18 protein-coding genes are annotated in these 24320 nt (G+C 68.9%); 9 read left to right on the forward strand and 9 right to left on the reverse strand.

Going from position 1 to position 24320, the window contains the following annotated elements:
- Window positions 1-27: 27 nt before the first annotated feature.
- Together JLDANKMP_RS14175 and JLDANKMP_RS14180 are read right to left on the reverse strand one after the other, a co-directional pair.
- Entirely contained in the window at window positions 28-702 is a 675-nt protein-coding gene (locus tag JLDANKMP_RS14175) for a hypothetical protein (protein ID WP_012478708.1), read from the reverse strand.
- A 40-nt stretch (window positions 703-742) separates the two neighbouring features.
- Window positions 743-1261: a hypothetical protein gene (locus tag JLDANKMP_RS14180; protein WP_212561461.1), complete on the reverse strand. Its 519-nt coding sequence runs from the start codon at window positions 1259-1261 to the stop codon at window positions 743-745.
- A 211-nt stretch (window positions 1262-1472) separates the two neighbouring features.
- Here JLDANKMP_RS14180 and JLDANKMP_RS14185 point away from each other — a divergent pair, with 211 nt between their 5' ends.
- The 3 genes from JLDANKMP_RS14185 to JLDANKMP_RS14195 all read left to right on the forward strand — a co-directional run bounded on the left by JLDANKMP_RS14185 (window position 1473) and on the right by JLDANKMP_RS14195 (window position 5362).
- Window positions 1473-3962: a DEAD/DEAH box helicase gene (locus JLDANKMP_RS14185; protein WP_049449752.1), complete on the forward strand. Its 2490-nt coding sequence runs from the start codon at window positions 1473-1475 to the stop codon at window positions 3960-3962.
- Window positions 3959-4981: a ribonuclease H-like domain-containing protein gene (locus JLDANKMP_RS14190; RefSeq protein ID WP_049460837.1), complete on the forward strand. Its 1023-nt coding sequence runs from the start codon at window positions 3959-3961 to the stop codon at window positions 4979-4981. The genes JLDANKMP_RS14185 and JLDANKMP_RS14190 overlap by 4 nt, the downstream gene beginning before the upstream one ends.
- 66 nt (window positions 4982-5047) lie before the next feature.
- Complete coding sequence (locus JLDANKMP_RS14195; protein WP_005407518.1) at window positions 5048-5362, forward strand: I78 family peptidase inhibitor; 315 nt, start codon at window positions 5048-5050, stop codon at window positions 5360-5362.
- 67 nt (window positions 5363-5429) lie between these two features.
- On the opposite strand, the gene JLDANKMP_RS14200 is transcribed toward JLDANKMP_RS14195, so the two are convergent.
- Both JLDANKMP_RS14200 and JLDANKMP_RS14205 read right to left on the reverse strand, forming a co-directional pair.
- A complete protein-coding gene (locus JLDANKMP_RS14200; RefSeq protein ID WP_212561462.1) occupies window positions 5430-7418 on the reverse strand; it encodes a M56 family metallopeptidase in 1989 nt (662 codons plus the stop codon).
- Window positions 7419-7421: 3 nt separating this feature from the next.
- Window positions 7422-7808, reverse strand: a complete 387-nt coding sequence (locus tag JLDANKMP_RS14205; protein ID WP_019661969.1) for a BlaI/MecI/CopY family transcriptional regulator — start codon at window positions 7806-7808, stop codon at window positions 7422-7424.
- 191 nt (window positions 7809-7999) lie between these two features.
- Here JLDANKMP_RS14205 and JLDANKMP_RS14210 point away from each other — a divergent pair, with 191 nt between their 5' ends.
- A complete protein-coding gene (locus JLDANKMP_RS14210; RefSeq protein ID WP_212561513.1) occupies window positions 8000-9097 on the forward strand; it encodes a serine hydrolase domain-containing protein in 1098 nt (365 codons plus the stop codon).
- Here JLDANKMP_RS14210 and JLDANKMP_RS14215 read toward each other — a convergent pair.
- From JLDANKMP_RS14215 to JLDANKMP_RS14225, 3 genes are all read right to left on the reverse strand, one after another.
- Entirely contained in the window at window positions 9056-9697 is a 642-nt protein-coding gene (locus JLDANKMP_RS14215; protein WP_249336935.1) for a hypothetical protein, read from the reverse strand. The genes JLDANKMP_RS14210 and JLDANKMP_RS14215 overlap by 42 nt on opposite strands.
- 174 nt (window positions 9698-9871) lie before the next feature.
- Window positions 9872-11278, reverse strand: a complete 1407-nt coding sequence (locus JLDANKMP_RS14220; RefSeq protein WP_249336936.1) for an XVIPCD domain-containing protein — start codon at window positions 11276-11278, stop codon at window positions 9872-9874.
- 132 nt (window positions 11279-11410) lie between these two features.
- On the reverse strand, window positions 11411-12529 hold the full coding sequence (locus JLDANKMP_RS14225) for an SDR family oxidoreductase (protein ID WP_005411829.1): 1119 nt from the start codon (window positions 12527-12529) through the stop codon (window positions 11411-11413).
- A gap of 216 nt (window positions 12530-12745) precedes the next feature.
- On the opposite strand from JLDANKMP_RS14225, the gene JLDANKMP_RS14230 reads away from it, so the two are divergent.
- Complete coding sequence (locus tag JLDANKMP_RS14230) at window positions 12746-13054, forward strand: hypothetical protein (RefSeq protein ID WP_005407511.1); 309 nt, start codon at window positions 12746-12748, stop codon at window positions 13052-13054.
- Here JLDANKMP_RS14230 and JLDANKMP_RS14235 read toward each other — a convergent pair.
- The gene (locus tag JLDANKMP_RS14235; protein ID WP_005407510.1) at window positions 13032-14087 is read right to left on the reverse strand and encodes a DNA topoisomerase IB; all 1056 of its coding nucleotides are present in this window, start codon (window positions 14085-14087) and stop codon (window positions 13032-13034) included. The two genes, JLDANKMP_RS14230 and JLDANKMP_RS14235, sit on opposite strands and share 23 nt — an antisense overlap.
- A 111-nt stretch (window positions 14088-14198) precedes the next feature.
- Here JLDANKMP_RS14235 and JLDANKMP_RS14240 point away from each other — a divergent pair, with 111 nt between their 5' ends.
- The 3 genes from JLDANKMP_RS14240 (at window position 14199) to JLDANKMP_RS14250 (ending at window position 20748) form a co-directional block, all read left to right on the forward strand.
- The gene (locus JLDANKMP_RS14240) at window positions 14199-14588 is read left to right on the forward strand and encodes an I78 family peptidase inhibitor (protein WP_005407509.1); all 390 of its coding nucleotides are present in this window, start codon (window positions 14199-14201) and stop codon (window positions 14586-14588) included.
- 174 nt (window positions 14589-14762) lie between these two features.
- The gene (gene gltB, locus JLDANKMP_RS14245) at window positions 14763-19217 is read left to right on the forward strand and encodes a glutamate synthase large subunit (protein WP_212561465.1); all 4455 of its coding nucleotides are present in this window, start codon (window positions 14763-14765) and stop codon (window positions 19215-19217) included.
- A gap of 85 nt (window positions 19218-19302) precedes the next feature.
- Window positions 19303-20748 (forward strand): FAD-dependent oxidoreductase, encoded by a 1446-nt coding sequence (locus tag JLDANKMP_RS14250; RefSeq protein ID WP_123959321.1) that lies wholly within the window; start codon window positions 19303-19305, stop codon window positions 20746-20748.
- Here the strand turns inward: JLDANKMP_RS14250 and JLDANKMP_RS14255 are convergent.
- Entirely contained in the window at window positions 20734-23142 is a 2409-nt protein-coding gene (locus tag JLDANKMP_RS14255; RefSeq protein ID WP_212561466.1) for an ATP-binding protein, read from the reverse strand. The genes JLDANKMP_RS14250 and JLDANKMP_RS14255 overlap by 15 nt on opposite strands.
- Before the next feature lie 167 nt (window positions 23143-23309).
- Between JLDANKMP_RS14255 and JLDANKMP_RS14260 the strand changes: the two genes are divergently transcribed.
- Window positions 23310-24176 carry a methylglyoxal synthase gene (locus tag JLDANKMP_RS14260; protein ID WP_005411826.1) on the forward strand — a complete coding sequence of 289 codons (867 nt, stop codon included), beginning with the start codon at window positions 23310-23312 and terminating at the stop codon, window positions 24174-24176.
- The last annotated feature ends 144 nt before the right edge of the window (window positions 24177-24320 follow it).

Below are 24320 nucleotides of genomic sequence, written 5' to 3' on the forward strand. Positions count from 1 at the left end.
GCTCTGCCCCCCTCCGTCAGGCGTTCTTCAACGCGAGCCCGCGCGCCGGTACACGCCGTTGAAGCGCACGTTCATGCCACCGCATTCGCTGTTGTCGGCCACGATCAGCACCTCGCCCAGCGAATGCACGCGTACCTTGCAGGTATCCTCGACGAACTCGACGTCGGCACCGCGCGGCGCGGCGCGCGCTTCCACCTGGCCCATGTTCGGTCCGTAGGGACGCTGCTCCGGCGTGGGGTTGGCGGAGGGCCAGTAGGCGTCCCCCTCCACATGCAGTTGCCCACCCTGCACGGTGATGCGCAGGCCGTTGTCGCCGTCCTTCCAGTTGCCCGCCCAGTCCTGCAGCGACGGCACGGCCACCGGCAATGGCTGCAGCTTGCTGCGGTCCACCCAGCCGGCACTGCCACCCACCCTGTTGGGGAAGAACGCGCAGCGATAAGCGCCCAGGTCGCGCCCGGTCACCACCGTATCGCCGTTGACCACATAGCTGCGCTGTCGGCAGGCCGGTTCGCCCTTGGCCGGGCAGCCGTCCATGTCGCCAAGCAGGTACAGGCGCGGAGCATCGACCACCCGTGCCAGTGCGAACCGGCTCTGTTCGGACGGGAACGCGCCATTGCGGCAGGCGCCGTCATCGGCGATGCCGGAAGCGAAGGCGGAGGCTGGCAGCAACGCGGCCAGCAGGCAGAACGAACGCAGGGACATGGCGATGGCACCGATGGGGAAGCCGGCAGGATATACCGGCCTACTTCACCGGCGACGCATCACCCGCACCTTGCTCCTGGCAGAACCGCAGCGCACGCCGCTGCTGTTCGGCACTCAGCTCCGGCGGTGGCCGCGCCACCGCGGCCTGGATCTGCGAAGGCCCGCCGGTGAGTTTGTTGATCCCCTTGGCCGCCGCCATCACACCCTTGACCACGCCCATCATGATGTAGCCGCCGCCCATGCTCACCTGCTCCGGCGATGGCGGTTCGCTCCAGTCACGGCTGAAGCGGTTGTCGCCGAACTTCACCGGGTTCTTGAAGCGGTAGAGATCCAGCGGCTCGTCTTCCGGCTTGAGCGCACGCACTTCGCCGAGGGTGGTGACGTTGTCCTGCGGCAGAGCGGTGGAGATCGGTGCGGTGGTTGCCGCCGAAGCATCCACCGGGGGAACGGGCGCAGGATCGGGCACCGCCACCGGCGCGGCCTGCTGCGCCTGCGCGATGCCGGCCAGCAGCATGCCGGCCAGGAGGGCTCCCTGCGTTCCACGTCGTGCCACAGCCATCCACCTGTTGGTTGCGTCCAGCGCCCAAGGATACGGATGCCGGCTTCAGATTTCGTTGCTGCACTGGCAGCTGTTCAGCCAGGGGAGATGCGGCGACGCCACGGGACGCGGGCACTGAACGGTTCACGCCCTCCGTGTGCGGTGTCTCACATCCTGAGACGTGAGTGTGGTGCCATGTGACCCCTCGCAATCCGTCCCGGCTCCATCTTCCATGGCCTACGAACTCGCCAAGCGCACCGCCGATGCCGAGCAGAAGCTCGCCACGCGCGACGGCCTGCCCGCCCGCGACGGCGCCCTGCTCAGCGCGCGCCTGCAGCGCCGCTACCAGGACCGCATCACCGGCAGCTTTGCCATTCCCGGCCGCGAAGGCCGCTATGCGCCCATTCCCGGGTCGGTACCGCCGGCCCTGGCCGCCGCCCTGAAGGCGCGTGGCATCGAACAGCTCTACAGCCATCAGGCCGAAGCCTGGGAGGCCAGCCAACGCGGCGAGCACGTGGCCATCGTCACCCCCACCGCCAGCGGCAAGTCGCTGTGCTACACCCTGCCGGTGGTCAGCGCCGCGATGCAGGACAAGGCCAAGGCGCTGTACCTGTTCCCGACCAAGGCACTGGCCCAGGACCAGGTGGCCGAGCTGCTGGAACTCAACCGCGCCGGCGACCTGGGCGTAAAGGCCTTCACCTTCGATGGCGACACGCCCGGCGATGCACGACAGGCCATCCGCCTGCATGGCGACATCGTGGTGTCCAACCCGGACATGCTGCACCAGGCCATCCTGCCGCATCACACCAAGTGGGCGCAGTTCTTCGAGAACCTGCGCTACATCGTCATCGACGAGGTACACACCTACCGCGGCGTGTTCGGCAGCCACGTCACCAACGTGCTGCGCCGGCTCAAGCGCATCTGCGCGTTCTACGGCGTGCAACCGCAGTTCATCCTGTGCTCGGCCACCATCGGCAACCCACAGGCGCATGCCGAGGCGCTGATCGAGGCCCCGGTGACTGCCATCACTGAATCCGGTGCGCCCAGCGGGCCGAAGCAGGTGCTGCTGTGGAACCCGCCGGTGATCAATCCGGACCTGGGCCTGCGCGCTTCTGCGCGCTCGCAGAGCAACCGCATCGCGCGCATCGCGATCAAGTCCGGGCTGAAGACCCTGGTGTTCGCGCAGACACGTTTGATGGTGGAAGTGCTGACCAAGTACCTGAAGGACATCTTCGACCACGACCCGCGCAAACCGCCGCGCATCCGCGCCTACCGCGGTGGCTACCTGCCCACCGAGCGGCGCGAGACCGAGCGCGCGATGCGTGCCGGCAACATCGACGGCATCGTCAGCACGTCGGCACTGGAACTGGGCGTGGATATCGGCAGCCTGGACGTGGTCATCCTCAACGGCTACCCCGGCAGCGTGGCCGCCACCTGGCAGCGCTTCGGCCGCGCCGGCCGCCGCCAGCAACCCGCACTGGGAGTGATGGTGGCCAGCTCGCAGCCGCTGGACCAGTATGTGGTTCGCCACCCGGACTTCTTCGCCGAGGCCTCGCCCGAGCACGCGCGCATCGCGCCGGACCAGCCGCTGATCCTGTTCGACCATATCCGCTGCGCGGCCTTCGAGCTGCCGTTCCGGGTCGGTGATGGCTTCGGCCCGATCGATCCGGAGGTGTTCCTGGAAGCGCTGGCAGAGACAGAAGTGATCCACCGCGAAGGCGAGCGCTGGGAATGGATCGCCGACAGCTATCCGGCCAACGCGGTCAGCCTGCGTGCGGTGGCCGACGGCAACTTCGTGGTGGTCGACCGCAGCGATGGCCGCCAGCAGATCATCGCCGAGGTCGATTACTCCGCCGCCGCGCTCACCCTGTACGAGGGCGCCATCCACATGGTGCAGTCCACCCCGTACCAGGTGGAGACGCTGGACTGGGACGGCCGCAAGGCCTACGTCACCCGCACGCATGTGGATTACTACACCGACAGCATCGACTTCACCAAGCTCAAGGTGCTGGACCGTTTCGATGGCGGCGTGGCCGGCCGTGGCGATTCGCATCATGGCGAAGTGCACGTGGTGCGCCGCGTGGCCGGCTACAAGAAGATCCGCTATTACACCCACGAGAACATCGGCTACGGACCGGTGAACCTGCCCGACCAGGAACTGCACACCACTGCGGTGTGGTGGCAGCTGCCGCAGGCGCTGCTGCTGCGCGCGTTCGCCAGCAAGCAGGATGCGCTGGATGGCTTCCTCGGCGCCGCGTATGCACTGCACATCGTCGCCACCGTGGCGGTGATGGCCGATGCGCGCGACCTGCAGAAGTCGGTGGGCAACGGCGATGGTTCCTGGTTCGCGATCGCCGACCAGAGCGGCCGCGGCCAGCTGCGCGGCAGCGAGGGCGATCCCGGTGGGGTGGAGCTGCTGCAGGAGTTCGTGCCCACCGTTTACCTGTACGACAACTTCCCCGGCGGCGTCGGCCTCAGCGAACCGCTGTGGCAGCGCCAGGCCGAACTGGTGCAGCGCGCGCGCGAACTGGTGCAGCGCTGCGACTGCAGGGCCGGCTGCCCGGCCTGCGTGGGCCCGGTGCTGGCCGCGCAGGAAGACGATGAGACTTCGCCGCGTGCGCTGGCGCTGCGCGTGCTCGACCTGTTCGATGCCGACGCCTGCCAGCACGTGCCCGATGTGGTGGTGACCACGCGCGACCCGATGGAGCTGCTGGCACCGTGAGCCTGAGCCTGGACAAGCTGCGCCTGCTGCGCCGGCAGGCCGGCGACCCGAAGGCGAGCACACCGGCCGCGCCGGACGTGCCCCCTGCGCCACCGGCACCCGTGGCCGCGAACGATGCGCGGCAACCACCGGCCGAACGTTCGGTGTTCGCCTGGGTCGAACAGGAGATCCGCCACAAGCCGACCGGCGCTGCGGTCTCCACACCGGCACCCGCACCGCTGCGTCGGCCGGAAGTGGGCGGTCTGCATCGCCTGCTCGGCCTGCGTTCGCGCGGTGGAGCCGCGCCGGCACGCGCCAGTGCACAGGATCGTCAGCTGCCCGGCGAGGAGATCGCGCCGGGCCTGTTCCTGATCGAATCGCTGCAGCCGCAACCAATCCCGACTGCCCCGCTGTCATTGGCCTTCGCCAAGCGCGAGGACCAGCACGTAGCTGCGCGCGACCTGCTGTTCTTCGATACCGAGACCACCGGCCTGGCCGGTGGCACCGGCACGCGTGCCTTCATGATCGGCGCGGCCGACTGGCACGTGTGCCCGCAACGTGGCGAAGGCCTGCGCATCCGCCAGCTGCTGATGTCCACCATGGCTGCGGAAGAAGCGATGCTGGCCACCTTCGCCAGTTGGCTGCAGCCCTCCACCGTGTTCTGCAGCTACAACGGCCGCAGCTACGATGCGCCGCTGCTGAAGGCGCGCTACCGGCTGGCGCGCCAACGCGATCCGATCACCGCGCTGGACCATGTGGACCTGCTCTACCCCACCCGTCGCCGCTATCGCGGCACCTGGGAGAACTGCAGGCTGTCCACCATCGAGCGCCAGCTGCTGCGCGTGGTGCGCGAGGACGACCTGCCCGGCTCGGAAGCGCCCGGCGCATGGCTGCGCTTCCTGCGCGGCGGCGACGCGGTGAACCTGCGCCGGGTGGCCGACCACAACCATCAGGACGTGGTGACCCTGGCCCTGCTGCTGCAACGGCTGGTGCACGAGGAGCAGCGCGAGCGCGAGACGCTGGCGCTGGTCGGTCAATAGGCCTTGACGCGGCCTGACGGTGGCAGCGGTGACACTGCCGCCACCATCCACGCCTGGAGCCCGACGATGCGCCTCAATCCCCTGGTCCTGCTCGCCATCCTGCCCTTGGCCGCCTGCAGTCATGCCGGCAGCAGCACCTCCCGTGATCCCGCGCCAGCGCCCGTGGCCGATGCCGCGCACGAATGCAAACCGGAGGCGCTGGACGCCTTCACCGGCAGGACCGCCGACGAAGCCACGATCAAGAAACTGGTGGCTGACAGCGGTGCGCGCAATGCACGGGTGGTCAAGCCGGGCATGGCGGTGACCATGGACTTCCGCCAGGACCGCGTGACCGTGCAGGTGGATGCGCAGAACCGCATCGAGCGCGCCAGCTGCGGTTGATGTTCCCAGGGTAGTGCCGGCCGCTTGCCGGCACCCCCCATTGCCGGCCAGCGGCCGGCACTACCGATCAGAGTCGCTCGGCCTTGCCACTGGCCAGTGCGCGCGCAATCACCTGCTGCGCCTGCTGCGATGCCTGCGCATGCACGCGTGCCTGGCGCTCGCCCAACGCGGCCTGTTGGCTGCCCAGCGCCGCCTGGCGGTTGGCCAGTTCAGACTGCTGGCTGGCCAGACGCTGCATGGCGCGGGTGCGGCTGGCACGCGCGGTTTCGTTGTCCACTTCCTGCATCGCACGACGCGCCTCGGCGGCAGCCTCACGTGCGGCCTCACGTGCAACCGCCGCGTCGTTGGTCGCGCCCCGCGCCGCCTTCGCCGCTTCGGCCGCCGCTTCGCGGTTGATGTCATGCGCGGCCATCGCACTGCGCGCGGCCTCCGCTGCGGCCAGTGCCAGGCGGCGCGCCTCTTCACCCTGCAGACGCCCCATCTCACCCATCTGCTTGCCCAGGTCGCCCTGCTGGCGGCCCAGCGCACTCTGCTGGCGGCCCAGTTCGCTCTGCTGGCGACCCAGGTCTGCGGCGCCGCTGTAGGCACGCTGCAGGGTCTGGATCAGCATCGGGTCGCGCACCACATAGCGCTTGTCGCCCTGGCGGAACCACAGCGCCGGGCCCTTGCCGAGCTGCCTGCGGGCCACCATCACGTCGTCCATGCCGCCGTTGGCGAAGGTCGAATCACCATCGACCAGCACGAAGGCCTCCCGGGGCGACTTGCCCAGATCGAGGCGACCGTAGGTCGTGATGGAGGAGGTGGTGGTGGTGCCGTCATGGTCCTCATCCATGCCAGCGGCATCGTCGACATAGGCCACATCGGCATCGTCAGGACCGGAGGGTTCTTCCATATCGGCCGGTTCTGCGGGCGGTGCGGGAGCCACCGGCTCGGCCGGAACGCGCGCGGCCGAGGCTGGTGCGGGCGGTGCTTCCGGAGCCTTCGGCGGGGGCGGCACCACGGCCTTCGGGGCGGCTGGAGGTGCGGGCGGGGCCGGCGGCACCGGCGCTGCGACCAGCCGCATCGGCGCCACGCCCACCACCACCACCACAGCGGTCAGCGCCACCGCCAGCAGACGCGGGCAGGACCGGTGCGACTGCAGCGAAAGCAGGCGACGCTTGAGGCTGGTGGTGCTCGGTGCGGCGCTGGCCACGCCCAGATGCGGCTGCGGGGCCACGCCCAGCTGCAGCAACAGGCGGCCATAGGCCTGGCGGCTGGCGCCATGTTGGCCGACCACCGCCGCATCCACGGCTTCCTCGCGGGCCTGCGCGTATTCGCGCACCGACAGGCGCAGCAGCGGGTGGAAGAAGAACAGGTGCTGGGCCAGCGCGGGCAGCAGGCCCCATTGCAGGTCACGGCGCTGCAGGTGCTGCAGTTCGTGGGTCAGTGCCAGGTCCAGCGCATCGCCCTGCAGGACGTTGTCGCCGGCCGGCAGCAGCAGCACCGGGCGGAACGGCCCGACCAGCTGCGGTGCGTCCACCTGCGTGCTCATCCACAGCCGCGGCGCACGGCGCACGCCGTGGGCATCGGAGGCCAGCTGCAGGGCCTGCACCAGCGCCTCGTCCTCGCAGGGATACGCCGCAGCCAGCAGTGCGCGGCAGCGGCGCCACTCACCGAAGGTGCGCAGCGCCATCATCAGCACGCCGGACAGCCACAGCGCGGCGAGTGCGACCGCCCACCATGCAACTGCCGGTACTTCGGCCGTGGGCAGCGGCATCGCGGCCAGCAACTGCGCAGAGGCCTCCGGGGCCAGCGGGTAGACGATGTCAGCGGCCACGTCGGTCGCGGTCATCGCCACCGCCTGCGGCGCCGGCAGCCAGGCCAACTGCAACGGCTGGCTCCAGAACAGGCCGAGCACGGCCTGCAGCGAGACCAGCCACCACAGGCGGCAGCGGGTCGCCGCCGACAGCGACGGCAGCGCGCGGCACAGGCCGTACACCAGCGCCACCAGCAGCACGGTCTGCAGGCTGGTCCAGCCCAACCGTTCCAGCATCGGAATCAGCATCGTGGTGTCCATGGCTCAGCCCTCGTGGCGACGCGATTGGAGTTGGGCGACCAGCGCTTCCAGCTCGGCCAGCTCGTTGTCGCTGACCTGCTGGCGCTGCGACAGGTAGGCCACGAACGGCGACACCGAGCCCTGCAGGGTGTTGTCGACGAACTGGGCCACGGCACCCTGCAGCACGCTCTGCGGGCCACGGGTGGCCTGGTAGCGGTAGACGCCGTCCTGCTGCCGGCGCTGAAGATACCCCTTCGCCCGCAGCCGCTCCATCATCGTCAGCACGGTGGAACGGGCCAGGCCGCGGGCCTCGCCGTAGCCACTGGCAACCTCGCCGACGCTGGCCGGCGCATGTTCATCGATGTACTGCAGCAGGGCCAGTTCCTGGTCCCCGATGGTCTTGCCACGCATGACACCACTCCCTTGACTACACGTGTCGTCACTGTCAGCTTGACGACAACTGTAGTCAACCCCCCGGAAGTCATGGGCCGACGAACGGTAGGCACCACCGAGCGCTTAAACCTTTGACCCGCCCGCTGCATCCGATCCGCAACGCCCCGCTGGAATTCCGCATGTCCCGCCCAATGCTCCGAGTCCTGCTCATGCTCATCAGTGCACTGCCCTTCGCCGCCGTCTCTGCCAGCCAGGACCAAGCCAACGACCAGACCCGCCGCCTGATCCGCCAGATCATGCTGGAGCAGCGCATCCCGGGATTGCAGATCGCGGTGGTCAAGGACGGGCAGACGGTGTTGTCCGAGGCCTACGGGCTGGCCAACGTGGAGAACGGTGTGCTTGCCTCGCGCGACACCCGTTTCCCGCTCAATTCGGCCACCAAGGCGTTCACCGGCGTGGCCGCCGCGCAGCTGGCCCAGCAGGGGCAGCTGGATCTGGACGCGCCGGCCTCGCGCTACCTGGATGATCTTCCGCCAGCGTGGCGCGACGTACGCGTACACCAGCTGCTGGCGCACACGTCCGGCCTTCCGGACATCCTTGATGCGAAGGGACTGCTGGGCGGTGGCTCAGAAGCGCAGGCGTGGGCGGCCGTCACTGCGCTGCCGGTCGAAGCCGAACCCGGGCAGCGCTTCGCCTACAACCAGACCAACTACGTACTGCTGGCACGAATCATCGCGAAGCAATCCGGCATGCCCTACGAACGTTTCCTCGCCACCGGCCAGTTCAGCAGCGCGCGCATGGCCCGCACCACCTTCGGCGACAGCTACGACCTGATTCCGGATGCGGCGACGATGTACAGCCTGGCCCCGCGTGCCACCGACGCTGCGGATGCACCGTCCCGCCTGTCGCACTGGTTCTACGACATACCGCCTTCGCTGTGGGCCGGTGGCGGCATCCTCACCACCGCCGACGACACCGCGCGCTGGCTGGTCGCGCTGACCGAAGGCCGCCTGCTGCCGGAGACCGCCCTACGGCGGATGTGGAGCGCAGAGCGCCTGGCGGATGGCCGTGCCGGCCCGTGGGCGGGAGGCTGGCCGGTACTGCGCGCATCGCCCGACCTTCAGGTGGCCGGTATCGGCGGTGCGCGCTCGGCGTTCGTGGTCTATCCCGAGCGCGGTGTGGCGGTGGTGGTGCTGACCAATCTTGTCGGTGCCAATCCGCAGCAGTTCATTCCACGCATTGCCGATTTCTATGCGCGCGATGCCTCAACGCCCAGTCACGAACGGGTCGCCCCTGCACGGCAATAACGGGCTGTCATCGCAGGGCCATAGCCCGGCCGGCACGGTCCTGGCCACTTCGAAGTGATCCTGGTTCCAGCGCAGGAAACCGCCGTGGATGGCATTGCCATGGTCGAAGCTGCGCGCAGCGTCGGCCAATGGCTGCTCGGGGTCGGCTTCGGCCACCCAGCGCACCACCGGCACCTTGTCCAGCTGCCCGATGAAGGCGAACAGATCGCCCGCGCCCCTGTCCTGGTAAGCCGTCATCGTCGCCGCATCAGGCAGCTCGGCCTGCGCCAGCAACGTCGCGGTGACATCCTGCAGCGGTGCGGCTCCCTGCGCGATGTAGGCGCGCATGCCCGTGGTGGTTGCTGGGCAGTCCTGCAGCTGCACGAGATATCCGGTGGTACCGCCACTGCTGGAGAACGAGCGCATCCAGTAGCGGAAACGCGGTCCGCTGCGATCGGTGACCATGAAATCCTGCTGGCCACCCTGCGCGGGAATGGAAAGCACCTGCGCATTGCCGGCACTCTCCACGTTGCACTTCAACTGCGCCAGCACCCGCCTGGCCGGTTCGGGCAGTGCAGCGTAGCGGCCGCCGGGATGGGCGCTGCCGGAAGCTTCCGGCAATGCAGGCAATCCGCGTTCAGTGGTTCCTGCCTGCGCAGGCAAGGTCTCCGGTTTCGCCTCAGGTTTCGCAGCGGGTTCGACCGGCACGGCGTGCTCCCCGACGGGTGCGCATGCGCTGCACGCCAGCAGCAACACCCACGGCAAACCGGACATCAAGGGTAGACGGACCATCCTTCAACGTCCTCCCATCGCGGGTGCTTCGTGCTGCTGTGCCGGCGCGGGCACGGGCGCACCCTGTTCGCGCGCTTGCTGCTGCAGCTGGCGCAGGCTGGTTTCCACCGCAGTCTCGCGCACCTCGGCTGCGTTGACGCCTGCGCGCACGGCCGCCGGATCGCCCGGACTACCCTGCACCAGGAACAGTGTCTCACCCGCAGCGCGGCCGCCACTGGGATTGCTGGCCACGATCTGGTCGACCCGGGTGATGCCTGCGGCCTTCGCTTCGCGCAGCATCACCAGGCTGTAGTCATCGGCGTGCTCGGCGTAGCGCCCGCCCAAGGCCTGCAGGTGCGTGCTGATCTGCTGCTGCAGGGCATGGTCGCGATGCTGCGGCTGGCGGGGATCGTCATGGGTCGCGAGCGGCACGTCCTGCCCCAGCTCACGTGCCTGTCCCGGCGCAACCGAGGTCAGTACGTACTGCCAACGGTTCTGCCCAGGCGTGCCGCGTACCGTCGCCACGAAGTCGTCGTACTCACCGCCGCCAATGGTCTGGCAGCCCGCCGAATCGGTATTGGACCGGCTGCCACGATGGATCTTGAAGGTGTCGTTGAGGTCCTGCACGCCCTGGGTATCGCGCGCATCGAACCAGCCATCGCCATTGCTGTCGCGCTCCACCCGTCCGGCACCCGCAGTGATCGCGTCCTGCGAAGGACGCAGCGCGAACTCATCGGGATGGCCGTTGCGCGGATGCGTGGTCGCGCGCATCTCGGTGGTGCCTTCGCCCAACCGTCCAAGATCCTTGACCCGGTCGCCGTTGACGTCCTCGCCCTCGGTCTTGGTACGCGGCGCCACGTTGCCGAAGCCAGGGCTGCGTGGCGTGGTCTTGGCGTGTCCGTCGTACTGGGCGGTCGGTTCTGTCGTGGCCTGGTTGAACTCGCGCACATGGCCGTGGCCCTGCGCATCCTTCCACAGCACCACGATGCGGTCGTCGTAGACACCACGTCCTCGCGCCTCGGTGGTGCGGTTCTCGTCGCGCAGCCCCAGCACCACGCGATCCTGCGTGGCCATCGCATCGTTCGCCGCGGCGTTGCCGCGCTGGGCCACGATGCTGCCATACACGTCGTACTGCTGGGCCTGGCTCAGGCCCGCAGTCTCCGCGGCGTCGGGCATGCGCGGTGGGCGCGTCGCCTCGCTCAGGCGATCCAGCATCGGGTTGACCGTGGCCGCGTCGGTGGCGGATACGCCACCGCTCCGTCGCAGCGCCTCAAGCTCGGTGGCGCCCCGCGCCGCGATGTAGCGATCCAGCGATTCCTGCACCACCGCACGCTGGCCGTTGTGCAGGGCCGCCAGGCGGGCGGCCGCGCCACGGGCATCGTTCTGCCGCAACAGGGCGACGACTTCATCGGCCGCTGCGTTGATATCCATCTCCGGCATGATCTTTCCCTGAACGTGATCGGTATGGGAGTCCAGCCTACCCCACCGCACCGGCGCAGCCGTTGACACACGCCACACACCTGCGCGAAGCCCCGTTCAGCAGGCGCCACGCCGTAGTGCTGTTCACCCTCGTGGCCCGCCCATCACCGGCAGGATCACCCCGCTGATGTAACTGGCACAGGCCGGCGAGGCCAGGAACACGTAGGCCGGCGACAGTTCCTCGGGCTGTGCAGGCCGGCCCATGTCGCTGTCCTTGCCAAATTCCGCCACGTCCTGCGCCGGCTTGTCGGCCGGGTTGAGCGGCGTCCATACCGGCCCCGGCGCCACGCAGTTGACCCGGATGCCGCGCGGCAGCAGCTGGCTGGCCAGCGATTTGGTGAACGCGTGGATCGCGCCCTTGGTCGCCGAGTAATCGATCAGCGCCTTGCTGCCGAAGATTCCCGTTTCCGAACCGGTGTTGATGATGCTGGCGCCCTCGCCCAGATGCGGCAGCACCGCGCGCGCCATCTGGATGTACCCGCCGATGTTGGTCTGCAGGGTCTCCTGCAGGTGCGCGTCTTCCAGGTCTTCCAGCCGCTCGCAGTGCAGCTGGAACGCGGCGTTGTTGACCAGGATATCGATGCCGCCGAACGCCTTGGCCACCTGCTTCACCGCTTTGTCGCAGAAGCGCGGATCGCGCACGTCACCGGCGATCACCACGCAGCGACCGCCTTCGCGCTCCACGTGCTGGCGGGTGATGTCCGCGTCCTCGGCCTCGTCCAGGTGCAGCACGGCCACGTCGGCACCTTCGCGTGCGAACAGCACCGCCACCGCGCGGCCGATGCCGGAATCGCCACCGGTGACGATCGCACGCATGCCCTGCAGCTTGCCGCTACCGGTGTAGTCGGGTGCAAGGAAACGCGGCGCCAGCTCCAGTTCGTGTTCGTGCCCGGGCTTGGCCAGCTGCTGCGCCGGCATCGCCTCCGGCTGGCGTCGTGCTCCGGCCTGGGTCGCGGTCTTCTTTGTTGCCTTCTTGGTTGCCTTCTTGGCCGCGCGGGCGTCCTTGGCCTTCTCCTGGTCCTGCAGGCGCCGCTGCCGTGCCGCAACGCGGGCGGCGCGGGGATCGCTGGCGGCGGCCTTGCGGGTTGCAGTCTTCACCACGCGCGGGCGATCGGGGTCGGCGATGGTCCTGGTTGCAGTGCTGCCTTTGCGCACCTTGGGTGAGGCTTTGCGGCGGGCGGGGGTTTTCCTGGTGGTGGCCATGCAGGTCTCCTCGAGGGGGGATGGGATTGCCGGCCAGCGGCCGGCACTACCGGGCGCATGCGCCGCAGTAGCGGGAGCGGCATCCGCCGCTCCTGCAGTGTCTCCACCCCTGCTGTTGGCGGCAGTGAGCGCGCCGTGTCCATGATGTGCACGGCATTCATTCCGCCACCACGTGCGCCGTCGCACCCTGCACGCAATCACACAAGGAACGCCTCCATGAAGCACGCCATCGCCACCGCCGCCGTCTGCTTTGCCCTCGCCGCCTGCAGCAGCACACCGGTGGCCCAGGTACAGCCGATCGACGGTGTGATTTCCGGCCAGTGCCACAGCGACAGGGTGCGCGGCGCACTTGGTCTGGCCGCGTCGGACGCCACCGTCGCACGCGCACGGGTGGACAGCGACAGCCTGCACGTACGGGTACTGCGCCACGACGGCCCGCGTGTGCCGCCGGCCAGCGAAGGCGGCGACCGTCTGACCATCGAAAAGGGCCGCACCAACAACATCACCGCGATCTACTGCGGCTGAGCCGGCGCGCCCTGCGCAGCACGCGCAGGGTCGCCTGTTCCCACTGGCGCGGCCCACGCAGGCCGGCCAGCGTGGCCAGTTCGCCGCGCTCCCAGCCGGCGAACACGCAGGGGTCGATATAGGCCTTGCGGCACACCGCCGGGGTATTGCCCAACAGCGACGCCACTTCGCACACCACCGCGCGCTGCGCCTGCGCCAGCGCGCGCTGGCTGGCCGGTTCCGGCAGTTCGGTGGCGGCAAACGCCTGCACCGCCGCAACCGTCCCGCCCCAGGTGCGGAAATCCTTGGCAGTGAAGTCCTCGCCCATCACCTCGCGCAGGTAGTCGTTCACCGCGCCGGAGTCGACCGGCTGCAGCGCACCGTCGTCATCGCGGTACTGGAACAGGGCCTGCCCCGGCAGCTGCTGCAGCCGCCGCACCAGCAGCCCCAGCCTGCGGTCGCCCACGGTGACCTCCTGCAGCTGCCCGGACTTGCCACGGAAGCGCATGCGCACGCGGCCACCGCGCAGCAGCTCCAGATGCCGGTTTCGCAGTGTGGTCAGTCCAAACGAACGGTTCTGCTGCGCATAGGTCTCATTGCCGACCCGCACCAGCGTGTCCGCCAACAGCGCGACCACCATGGCCAGCACCTTCTCCTTCGGGAAACCGGGGCGCTTGAGATCCCGCGACAGCCGCCGCCGCAGCGTAGGCAACGCCTCGCCAAAGGCGATGATGCGGTCGAACTTGCCGGCATCGCGCTCCCTGGCCCAATCGGGGTGGTAACGGTACTGCTTGCGACCGCGCGCATCACGACCGGTGGCCTGCAGGTGGCCGTTGGCATGGGCGCAGATCCACACCGCGGTGTAGGCCGGTGGGATCGCCAGTGCGCGGATGCGTTGCAGGGTGGTGGCGTCGCGTATCGCGTGGCCATCAGCATCGCGGTAGCTGAAGCCCTTGCCGGCGCGGCGCCGGCTGATGCCCGGCTGGGTGTCGTCGACATAGCGCAGGCCGGCCGCGCGCGCTGCCTGTCGTTCGGGGGTGGAGGGAGTTGGCATGTCTCCAGTGTCGCCGTCGCCATGCCGCGATCCTGTCGATAACACAAGACAAACACGTGAGGGCCGGTTCGCCGCTATGCTCGGGTCTTCACAACCCCTTCCGGAGTCATGATGTCGTTCCCGATTCGCGCCCGTTCGCTCTCCGCCCTGTTGCTGCCGGCCGTGTTGGCCCTGACCGCCTGCCAGGCACCGGCGCTGGATGAACAGGATTCGGCCACCGCCCACGCCCAGCAGGCCGCCGAAGCAGCCAAGGCACCGGCCGACGACGCCGGCAAGGCCACCGAGGCTCCGCCGGTCGGCACCTGCGATGCCAGCCAGGTACAGAGCCTGGTCGGCCAGGCCTACACCGATGCCCTCGGCAAGCAGGCACAGGAAGATGCAGGTGCCAGCCAGGTGCGCGTGCTCAAGCCCAATGATGTGGCCACGATGGAGTTCCTCGGCGACCGCCTGAACATCGAAGTGGACGACAAGGGCGCCGTCAGCGGCGTGCGTTGCGGCTGAGTCCCGCCCCGCGCCGGCACTGGGTTGCCGGCGCGTTCCGTTGCACCTGCAACCGTGTATTGCGGCGTTGCAGCAACCTGTGATCTAGTCGAGGCATCCGGTGGCCTCACGATGCGCTCCAGGGAATGAGCGGGGACGAGTGTCGCCGCCAACCCTATACGCATCGAGGTAGAGATGGCCCCCCGCAACCGCCAAGGGCTTTACGACCCGCGCTCCGAGCGCGATGCCTGTGGATTTGGCATGGTCGCCCAGCTCGACGATCAACCATCGCGCCTGTTGGTTGATACCGCCATCGCCGCGCTTTCGCGCATGACCCACCGTGGCGGTGTCGCCGCCGATGGCCTGACCGGTGATGGCTGCGGCCTGCTGCTGCGCCGCCCCGATGCGTTCCTGAAACTGCTGGCCAGCGAAGCCGGCATCACCACCGCCGCGCGTTTCGCCGCCGGCCTGGTATTCCTGCCGCATGACGCCGACGCGGCGCAGGCCTGCCGCGCGCAGCTGCAGGCGCAGGTGGAAGCGGTGGGCTGCAAGGTCGCTGGCTGGCGCGAGGTACCGACCGACGACAGCGTCTGCGGCCAACTGGCGCGCGACACGCTGCCGCGCATCGAGCAGGTGTTCGTCGATGCCGGGGTTGGCCAGGATGATGCCGGCTTCGCACTGGCGCTGTTCCTGGCCCGTCGCCGCAGCGAACAGCCGCTGCGCGAACACGCCGACTTCTACGTCACCACCCTCACCCCGGATGCGATCAGCTACAAGGGCATGGTGCTGCCGGACAAGCTCAGCCGCTTCTTCCCGGACCTGCAGCGCCGCGAGCTGGCCTCCAGCGCGATCGTGTTCCACCAGCGCTTCTCGACCAATACGCTGCCGCGCTGGCCGCTCGCCCACCCGTTCCGCATGCTCGCCCACAACGGCGAGATCAACACCATCGAGGGCAATCGTCGCTGGGCGCAGGCGCGCAGCAAGGTGTGGAAGACGCCGCGCTTCGATATTGGTGAATTCGACCCGGTCATCTCCATGCACGGTTCGGATTCGCAGAGCCTGGACAACATGCTGGAGCTGATGGTCGCCGGTGGCATGGAGCTGATCCAGGCGCTGCGCATCCTGGTGCCGCCCGCCACCCAGTCGCTGGAGTTCAAGGACCCGGACCTGGCCGCGTTCTACGAGTTCCACGGCCTGAACAGCGAGCCGTGGGATGGCCCGGCCGGCATCGTCGCCTGCGACAGCCGCTATGCGGTGTGTACGCTGGACCGCAACGGCCTGCGCCCGGCGCGCTGGATGCTGACCGCCGACCGCCACTTCCTGGTCGCCTCCGAAGCCGGCGTGTGGGAAGTGCCAACCGAGCGCGTGGTGCGCAAGGGCAAGCTCGGCCCGGGCGAGATGATCGCGATCGACCTCAAGCGCGGCGACCTGCTCGACTCCGATGCGGTCGACCGCATCAACCGTGGCCGCGCGCCGTACAAGCAGTGGCTGCAGCAGGGCGTGACCTACCTGCAGACCGAACTGATCGACCCGTCGCTGGTGGAAGAGCCGTTCGACGAAGCCACCCTGCGCAGCTACCACAAGCTCTACCAGCTCAGCAGCGAGGAAGTGGAGCAGGTGCTGCGGCCGCTGGCCGAGACCGAGCAGGAAGCCACTGGCTCGATGGGCGATGACACGCCGATGGCCGTGCTGAGCCAGCGCAGCCGCCCGCTGTACGACTATTTCCGCCAGGCCTTCGCGCAGGTCACCAACCCGCCGATCGATCCGCTGCGCGAAGACTGCGCGATGTCCCTGTCCACCCAGCTCGGCAAGGAGACCAACATCTTCCATGCCGGCCCGGAGACGGTGAACCACGTCATCCTCAACTCGCCGGTGCTGAGCCAGCGCAAGCTGCGCCAGCTGCTGAAGATGGAGCAGTACGTGCAGGCCAACCGCCTGCTTGACCTGTCCTACAGCGAGGACGAGGGCCTGCGCGCCGGCATCGAGCGCATCTGTGCCGAGGCCGAACAGGCCGCGCGCGATGGCATGGTGATGCTGCTGCTGTCAGACCGCTACCCGGTGGCCGGGCGGCCGATGGTGCACGCGCTGCTCGCCACCAGTGCCATCCACCACCACCTGTCGCGGCTGGGCCTGCGCTGCGACGTGAATCTCATCGTCGAGACCGGCACCGCGCGCGACCCGCACCACATGGCCTGCCTGCTCGGCTTCGGCGCCACCGCGGTATACCCGTACCTGGCCTACCAGACCCTGTTCGACCTGGGCCGCCGCGGCATCCTCAAGCTGAGCAAGGGCGGTGAGCAGTCGCAGATCGGCCGCCGCTACCGCAAGGGTGTCTACAAGGGCCTGTCGAAGATCATCTCGAAGATGGGCATCTGTACCGTGGCCAGCTACCGCGGCGCGCAGCTGTTCGAGATCATCGGCCTGGAACCGGAAGTGGTGGACCTGTGCTTCCCGGATACCGCCTCGCGCATCGGTGGCGCTGGCTTCGCGCGCCTGGATGCCGACGCACGCGAGCTGTGCGCGCAGGCCTGGGACGCGCAGCAGGACGTGGACGTGGGCGGCCTGCTGAAGTACGTGCACGGCGGCGAGTACCACATGTACAACCCGGACGTGGTCACCACCCTGCAGCGCGCGGCGCGCAGCGGTGACCCGCGTGCCTGGCAGCAGTACTGCGATGCCGTGCATGCACGGCCGCCGTCGGCGCTGCGCGACCTGCTGGAACTGGTGCCGGCGGCCACGCCGGTACCGCTGGACCAGGTGGCGCCGGCCAGTACCCTGTTCCCGCGCTTCGATACCGCAGCGATCAGCCTGGGCGCCTTGTCACCTGAAGCGCACGAGGCACTGGCGATTGCCATGAACCGCCTCGGCGGCCGCAGCAATTCCGGCGAAGGCGGTGAGGATCCCGCCCGCTATGGCACCGCAAAGCGCAGCAAGATCAAGCAGGTGGCCTCCGGCCGCTTCGGCGTCACCGCCGAATACCTGGTCAACGCCGAAGTGCTGCAGATCAAGGTCGCGCAGGGCGCCAAGCCCGGCGAGGGCGGCCAGCTGCCGGGCCACAAGGTGAACGAACTGATCGCGCGCCTGCGCTATGCCCGGCCTGGGATCGGCCTGATCTCGCCGCCGCCGCACCACGACATCTATTCGATCGAAGACCTGGCGCAGCTGATCTACGACCTCAAGCAGGTCAACCCGACCGCGCTGGTGTCGGTGAAGCTGGTCAGCCATGCCGGCGTGGGTACGATCGCCGCCGGCGTGGTCAAGGCCGGTGCCGACCTGATCACCATCTCCGGCCACGACGGCGGGACCGGTGCTTCGCCGGTCAGCTCGATCCGCTACGCCGGCGTGCCGTGGGAACTGGGCGTGGCCGAAGCGCACCAGGCGCTGCTGGCCAACGACCTGCGCGGGCGCACCCTGCTGCAGACCGATGGTGGCCTGAAGACCGGCCTGGACGTGGTCAAGGCCGCGCTGCTGGGCGCGGACAGCTTCGGCTTCGGCACCGCGCCGATGATCGTGCTGGGCTGCAAGTACCTGCGCATCTGCCACCTCAACAACTGCGCCACCGGCGTGGCCACCCAGGACGAGCGCCTGCGCGAGAACCACTTCACCGGCCAGCCCGAACGCGTGGAGAACTTCTTCCGCCTGCTGGCCGAGGAAGTGCGCGGCTGGCTGGCGTACCTGGGTGCACGTTCGCTGGAAGAGATCGTCGGCCGTACCGACCTGCTGCGGCAGATCGAGGCCGCGCCGCGTGACGGCGTGCGCGTGGACCTGTCGCGCCTGCTGGCCGATGCCCGTTACGAGGGCAGCCACTGCGCCGCGCAGCGCCTGTACGAATCGCCGGACAGCCTGGCCACGCAGATGGACGGCCTGCTGGCGCCGGCCATTGAGCACAAGCGTGGCGGCGAGCATCGCTTCCTGATCCACAACACCGACCGCAGCATCGGCACGCGACTGGCCGGTGCGGTGGCGCGCGCGCACGGCAACCAGGGCATGGCCGAGGCACCGCTGGAACTGCGCTTCCGTGGCAGCGCCGGGCAGAGCTTCGGCGCGTTCAACGTGGGCGGCCTGCATCTGGAAGTGGAAGGCGAAGCCAACGACTACGTCGGCAAGGGCATGGCCGGCGGCCGCCTGGTGGTGCGCCCGCCGCGTGGCGCGCGCTTCGAAGCGCGCAGCACCGCGATCATCGGCAACACCTGCCTGTACGGCGCCACCGGTGGCGAGCTGTTCGCCGCTGGCCGCGCCGGCGAGCGTTTCGCGGTACGCAATTCCGGCGCGCTGGCGGTGGTGGAAGGTGCCGGTGACCACTGCTGCGAGTACATGACCGATGGCGTGGTGCTGGTACTGGGCAAGGTCGGCCTCAACTTCGGTGCCGGCTTCACCGGTGGCCTGGCCTACGTGCTGGACGTCGACCGCGATTTCGTCGACCGCTACAACCACGAGCTGATCGACATCCATCGCGTCTCCGCCGAGGGCTTCGAGAACTACCGCCAGCACCTGCACCGCCTGATCGGCCGCCACCGCGAGCTGACCGGCAGCATCTGGGCGCAGCAGATCCTGGACGAGTTCCGCGATTACATCGGCAAGTTCTGGCTGGTCAAACCGAAGGCCGCCAGCATCGAGTCGCTGACCGAAACCCTGCGACGCGCCGCGTAACGGTAGTGCCGGCCGCTGGCCGGCAACCCAGGACCACGTAGTGCCGGCCGCTGGCCGGCAACCGCAAAACACCACAGAGCCCGCCATGAGCCGCAAGCACGCCTTCCAGTTCCTCGACCTGCCCCGCACCATGCCGCAGCGCATTCCGGTGGAACTGCGCACGTCCGGCGACTGGGGTGAGTTGTACGGCAAGTTCGGTAAGGAAGATGCCCAGTACCAGGCCGGTCGCTGCCTGGACTGCGGCAACCCCTACTGCAGCTGGAAGTGCCCGGTGCACAACGCCATTCCACAGTGGCTGCAGCTGGTGCAGGAAAACCGCATCCACGAAGCGGCCACGCTGTGCCACAGCACCAACCCGCTGCCGGAAGTGTGCGGCCGGGTCTGCCCGCAGGACCGGCTGTGCGAGGGCAGCTGCACGCTGGAAGAGTTCGGTGCGGTCACCATCGGCGCGGTCGAGAAGTACATCGTTGATACCGCGCTGGCCACGGGCTGGCGCCCGGACCTGGGCGCGGTGCAGCCGACCGGCCGCAGCGTGGCGGTGATCGGCGCCGGCCCGGCCGGGCTGGCCTGTGCCGACCGTCTGGCGCGCGCCGGCATTGCCGCCGTGGTCTACGACCGCTATGAGCAGATCGGCGGCCTGCTGCAGTTCGGCATTCCCAGCTTCAAGCTGGACAAGGATGTGATCCACCGCCGCCGCGAAGTGCTCGAGGGCATGGGCGTGCAGTTCCGCCTCGGTGTGGAGATCGGCCGTGACCTCAGCGTGCAGCAGCTGCTGGACAGCCACGATGCGGTGTTCGTCGGTACCGGTGCCTACCGCTATACCGACGGTGGCCTCGACGGCCAGGACCTGAAGGGCGTGCTGCCGGCACTACCGTTCCTGGTGCAGAACAGCCGCATCGTCGGCGGCGATGATCCGAAGGGCCGGCCGATTGCCGGCTGGGAAGACAGCATCGCCCTGCCCGACCTCAACGGCAAGCGCGTGGTGGTGCTGGGCGGCGGTGATACCGGCATGGACTGCGTGCGCAGCGCGGTGCGGCTGGGCGCGGCCAAGGTCACCTGTGCCTACCGCCGCGACGAAGCCAACATGCCCGGCAGCGCGCGCGAAGTGGCCAATGCGCGCGAGGAAGGCGTGCGCTTCCTGTTCAACCGCCAGCCGCTGTCGATCGAAGCCGGCGCCGACGATGAGGTGATCGGCGTGACCGTGGTCGAAACCCGGCTGGGTGAGCCCGATGCCAATGGCCGCCAGAATGCGGTGCCGATCGACGGCAGCGAATCGCTGCTGGAGGCCGACGTGGTGATCATCGCCTTCGGCTTCTCGCCAACCGTGCCGGCGTGGCTGGCCGAGCACGGCGTGGAAGGCCGGTCCAACGGCCGCATCGTGGCTGGCGGCAAGGACCGCCTGCCATTCCAGACCGCGCACCCGCGCCTGTTCGCCGGCGGTGACGCAGTGCGTGGCGCCGACCTGGTGGTGACCGCCGTGGCCGAAGGCCGCGACGCCGCCGCCAGCATCATCCGCCTACTGGCGCACTGATTCCGGCGCCAGCAGCACGGCCAGCAAGCCCCGCAGTTCCGGCGCCGCCACCGGCTTGGCCAGGAAATGATCGATGCCCGCTTCGCGGCAGGCCTCGCGGGTGCGATCCAGCGCGCTGGCCGTGAGCGCGATGATCGGGACCTGCGCGCGAACCGCGCAGGCGTCGGCGCGGATGGCCCGTGCCAAGGCAAAGCCATCCATGTGCGGCATGTGGCAGTCGGTGATGACCAGGTCGAACGCCCGCGCCTGCCAGGCCTCGAAGGCCTGGCGACCATCGGTGCAGGCGTGCACCTGCAGACCCAGATCATGCAGGCGCTGCTCCAGCAGATGCAGGTTGGTGGGGTGATCTTCAGCTACCAGCACCCGGGCCGACGACAGTGGCCGCGCCGCCTCTGCCGGAAGCGGCAATGCCTCGGCAGGCAACTCACAGGCGTCCAGATCCAGTTCCAGCCACACGGTGGTGCCCTTGCCTGGCGCGCTGCGCAGGCACAGTTCTGCTTCCATCGATGCAGCCAGTTCACGGCAGATCGCCAGGCCCAGGCCGCTGCCGCCGAAACGGCGCGTTGTCGATGCCTCGGCCTGGGTATAGGCAGCGAACACCGCCTGTTGCCGTTCCGGGCTGATGCCCACCCCGCTGTCACTGACCTGCAGGCGAAGACGTTGGCCGCCATCGTGCTGCTGCAGCACCTGCACCTGCAGATCCACGCCGCCATGCTCGGTGAACTTGAGCGCGTTGCCGGCAAGGTTGAACAGGATCTGGCGCAGGCGCAGGCCGTCGGCCAGCGATCCGGCCTGCAATTCCGGATCAAGTTGGATCCGCAGATGCAGGCCCCGGCTGGCCGCCACCGGCATCAGCAACTGCTGTACCGCGCGCACCAGTGCCGCCACGCTCGTGGGTCGCAGCTGCAGCGGCAGTGCCTGCAGCCGTTGGCTGTGCAGCACGTCGTCCAGGATCTGCCGCAGCATCTGCGCAGCATCACCCACGGTCACCAGCACCTGTTGCTGGCGATGATCCAGATCGCTGCCCTCCAACCGCTCGAGCATGCCCAGCAGGGTGCTCATCGGCGTACGGATCTCGTGGCTCATGGTTGCCAGGAAGTGGGCCTTGGCCAGCGCTGCCTGCTCGGCCGCACGGCGCGCCTCGGCCAGCGCATGGGTGCGCGCCTGCACTCCGCTTACGTCGATCCAGTAGCCACTCCACTCGACGTCGCCGCTGTCCAGGGACAGCGGCCGTCCATGCGAGTGGACCCAGCGCCAGCCTTGTGGCGAGCGCGTGCGGAAGGTGACATCGATCGGACCCCGCGCCAGGGCAGCGGCGTCGACGGTGTCGATCAGCCGCGAGCGATCATCGGGATGAACCGCTGCCAGCAGGCGCTGATGATCGATCAGGGCGGTTTCCACGCTGATTCCGAACAACGCCTGCACGTCGCCTGCGATCTGGGGAAAGCTGTAGTGGCCGGTGGCAGAGCGACGCACCTGATAGACCACCGCTGGCAGGTTCGAGGTCACCTCCTGCAGGCGTTGCGCAGCCACGCGGCGACGCTCGCTCTCGCGATGCACGCGCCAGTAGCCGAAGGCGTACACCAGCATGAGCGCCAGCAGGGTCAGCGAGGCCGGCACCAGCCAGCGCAGGGGGGACGCAGAGGGCGGGTGTCGCGGCTGGTTCGGCAGCCAGGACGTGCGGATCGTCGCGCGTTCGTTCGCGGTCAGCTGCGACACGGCCCGCTCGAACACCGGGATGACGTCGGCGCAGGCGGGCACGGTGGCCAGCACCGGCGCGTCGTCGATTCCGGCCGGCGCAGCGATTACCAGCGGCTCGCCCTGATAGTGGCGCAACGCGGCCTCGACCTCTCCAAGATTGGCGACCACGGCATCGACCAGGCCCGTGCCCAGCAGTGACAGGGCGTCGTCGATGGGGGCGGGGGGCAACAGCTGCACGCCAGGCGCCTGTTCGGTCAGCGCCCCGACCAGCGACAGCGGGTCGGGACTGGCCACGGTGCCTCCGCGCAACGCCTCCAGGCCCAGCACCGGCGATGCATCCCGGCGCCGCACGATGACCTGTGGCAGCTGCACGTAGGGCGCACTGGCCACCCACCCCGTCGGCAACTGCGAGCGCGACCAGCCCAGCAGTGCCTGGACGTCGGGCGGCACCGTTCCCTCGGCGATGGCGGCGGTTGGCAATGGCTGCATCTGCAGTGGTCGCTGTGCGCCCAGCAGCTTCAGGTACTGCGCGCTGAGCCCGCGCGGCTGGCCCTGCTCGCTGGAGGACAACGGCGCACGGTCGGCGGGCCAGGCAATGCGCAGCGGCGTCCTGCAACCCGCAGCGGCGGCCAGGGCAGGCAACAGCAGGCCGGCCACGACCGCGGTGGCGGCACGCAGGCCAGCGGCGTTCACGATGGGCATCCTCTTCTGGCGGGCGGAATGAACGGCCGCGCAGCGGTACCGCTGCCTCTTACGCTAGCGGCACGTGGACGAGGCGCAATGAAGAAAGTTGTAAAAACACCAAGATAGGTGAATGGCGACATACACTGCCGCTTTCACCCGTATCTGCGGAGTATTCGATGCGCATCGGCCTGGCTGCCAACCGTCTCCATCACCACGACGCGCGCGCCGCCCTGTTCCGCTGGCTGCGCGCCAGCGAACCCGGCCTGCGCGAGCTGGGCGTGTCGCTGCACGCGGTCGGCCGCACCCATGACGCGATACAGCGTCAGGGCTTCCTGACCGGATACGCGGGCCTGCATCGCTACCCCTACGGTCGCGAGGGTGGCTTGATGAAGCTGGTGGCCGAGGTGGTTGGCATGGGGCCGGATCGGACACTGGATGGCGCGGTCTACCTGATCGATCCGGTCGATCCATCCTCGGTGTTTCCGGAAGCCACGGCGCTGAAGCGGCAGTGCGTGATCCACGGCAAGCCTTTCATTTCCACCGTGGCCACCGCGCGCGACTGGATCGAGGTGGAACGCATCCATGCCGGACTGGCTGCCGATGCTGGCGCCGACGACCTGCATGCGTTCGAAGGACAGACGCTGGCGCTGATCGCGCACGATGCGATGAAGCCGGCGATGCTGGCCTTCGCCGATGAGCACTTCGATGTGCTGGCGCGGTTCGGTGAGCGGGTGGCAACCGGAACCACCGGCCAGCGCTTGAACGAGCTGGCGTGGAGCCGTGGCTGGCCCAGCGATACGCCCTGGGTGACGCGCTACCAGAGCGGCCCGATGGGCGGCGATGCGCAGATTGCCGACCGGGTACTGGAAGGGCGCTGCCAGCGCGCGATCTTCTTCGAGGATCCGCACGTGGCGCGCCAGCATGAGGCGGATATCCAGCTGCTGGAGCGCGCGGTGACGACGGTGACCGACCAGGCGGTGTGCATTACGGCGCCGCGGGTGGCGGCGCGCTGGGCGGCGGCGGCGGCGTTGCGGGCGAGGTGAGGATTTCGGCCAACGGCTGAGCCCCTCGTGGTGGGTGGTATCTGAAGGCAAAGCCGTGCTTGGCCGGGCGGGGTGGATTGCGCAGGGGTTGCTGCAAGTACGTCCTTGTAAGCTCGGTCGCCGCATCCATGCGGCTCACGCCCC

The sequence above is a fragment of the Stenotrophomonas sp. PE591 genome (assembly GCF_018320795.1).
Classification (GTDB): Bacteria; Pseudomonadota; Gammaproteobacteria; order Xanthomonadales; family Xanthomonadaceae; genus Stenotrophomonas; species Stenotrophomonas maltophilia.

Excerpts from the sequence above, each read along its gene's own strand:
- JLDANKMP_RS14175 (WP_012478708.1), bottom strand. The coding sequence starts at position 702 with ATGTCCCTGCGTTCGTTCTGCCTGCTGGCCGCGTTGCTGCCAGCCTCC.
- JLDANKMP_RS14180 (WP_212561461.1), bottom strand. The coding sequence starts at position 1,261 with ATGGCTGTGGCACGACGTGGAACGCAGGGAGCCCTCCTGGCCGGCATG.
- JLDANKMP_RS14185 (WP_049449752.1), top strand. The coding sequence starts at position 1,473 with ATGGCCTACGAACTCGCCAAGCGCACCGCCGATGCCGAGCAGAAGCTC.
- JLDANKMP_RS14195 (WP_005407518.1), top strand. The coding sequence starts at position 5,048 with ATGCGCCTCAATCCCCTGGTCCTGCTCGCCATCCTGCCCTTGGCCGCC.
- JLDANKMP_RS14200 (WP_212561462.1), bottom strand. The coding sequence starts at position 7,418 with ATGGACACCACGATGCTGATTCCGATGCTGGAACGGTTGGGCTGGACC.
- JLDANKMP_RS14205 (WP_019661969.1), bottom strand. The coding sequence starts at position 7,808 with ATGCGTGGCAAGACCATCGGGGACCAGGAACTGGCCCTGCTGCAGTAC.
- JLDANKMP_RS14210 (WP_212561513.1), top strand. The coding sequence starts at position 8,000 with ATGCTCATCAGTGCACTGCCCTTCGCCGCCGTCTCTGCCAGCCAGGAC.
- JLDANKMP_RS14220 (WP_249336936.1), bottom strand. The coding sequence starts at position 11,278 with ATGGATATCAACGCAGCGGCCGATGAAGTCGTCGCCCTGTTGCGGCAG.
- JLDANKMP_RS14225 (WP_005411829.1), bottom strand. The coding sequence starts at position 12,529 with ATGGCCACCACCAGGAAAACCCCCGCCCGCCGCAAAGCCTCACCCAAG.
- JLDANKMP_RS14230 (WP_005407511.1), top strand. The coding sequence starts at position 12,746 with ATGAAGCACGCCATCGCCACCGCCGCCGTCTGCTTTGCCCTCGCCGCC.
- JLDANKMP_RS14235 (WP_005407510.1), bottom strand. The coding sequence starts at position 14,087 with ATGCCAACTCCCTCCACCCCCGAACGACAGGCAGCGCGCGCGGCCGGC.
- JLDANKMP_RS14240 (WP_005407509.1), top strand. The coding sequence starts at position 14,199 with ATGTCGTTCCCGATTCGCGCCCGTTCGCTCTCCGCCCTGTTGCTGCCG.
- gltB (WP_212561465.1), top strand. The coding sequence starts at position 14,763 with ATGGCCCCCCGCAACCGCCAAGGGCTTTACGACCCGCGCTCCGAGCGC.
- JLDANKMP_RS14250 (WP_123959321.1), top strand. The coding sequence starts at position 19,303 with ATGAGCCGCAAGCACGCCTTCCAGTTCCTCGACCTGCCCCGCACCATG.
- JLDANKMP_RS14260 (WP_005411826.1), top strand. The coding sequence starts at position 23,310 with ATGCGCATCGGCCTGGCTGCCAACCGTCTCCATCACCACGACGCGCGC.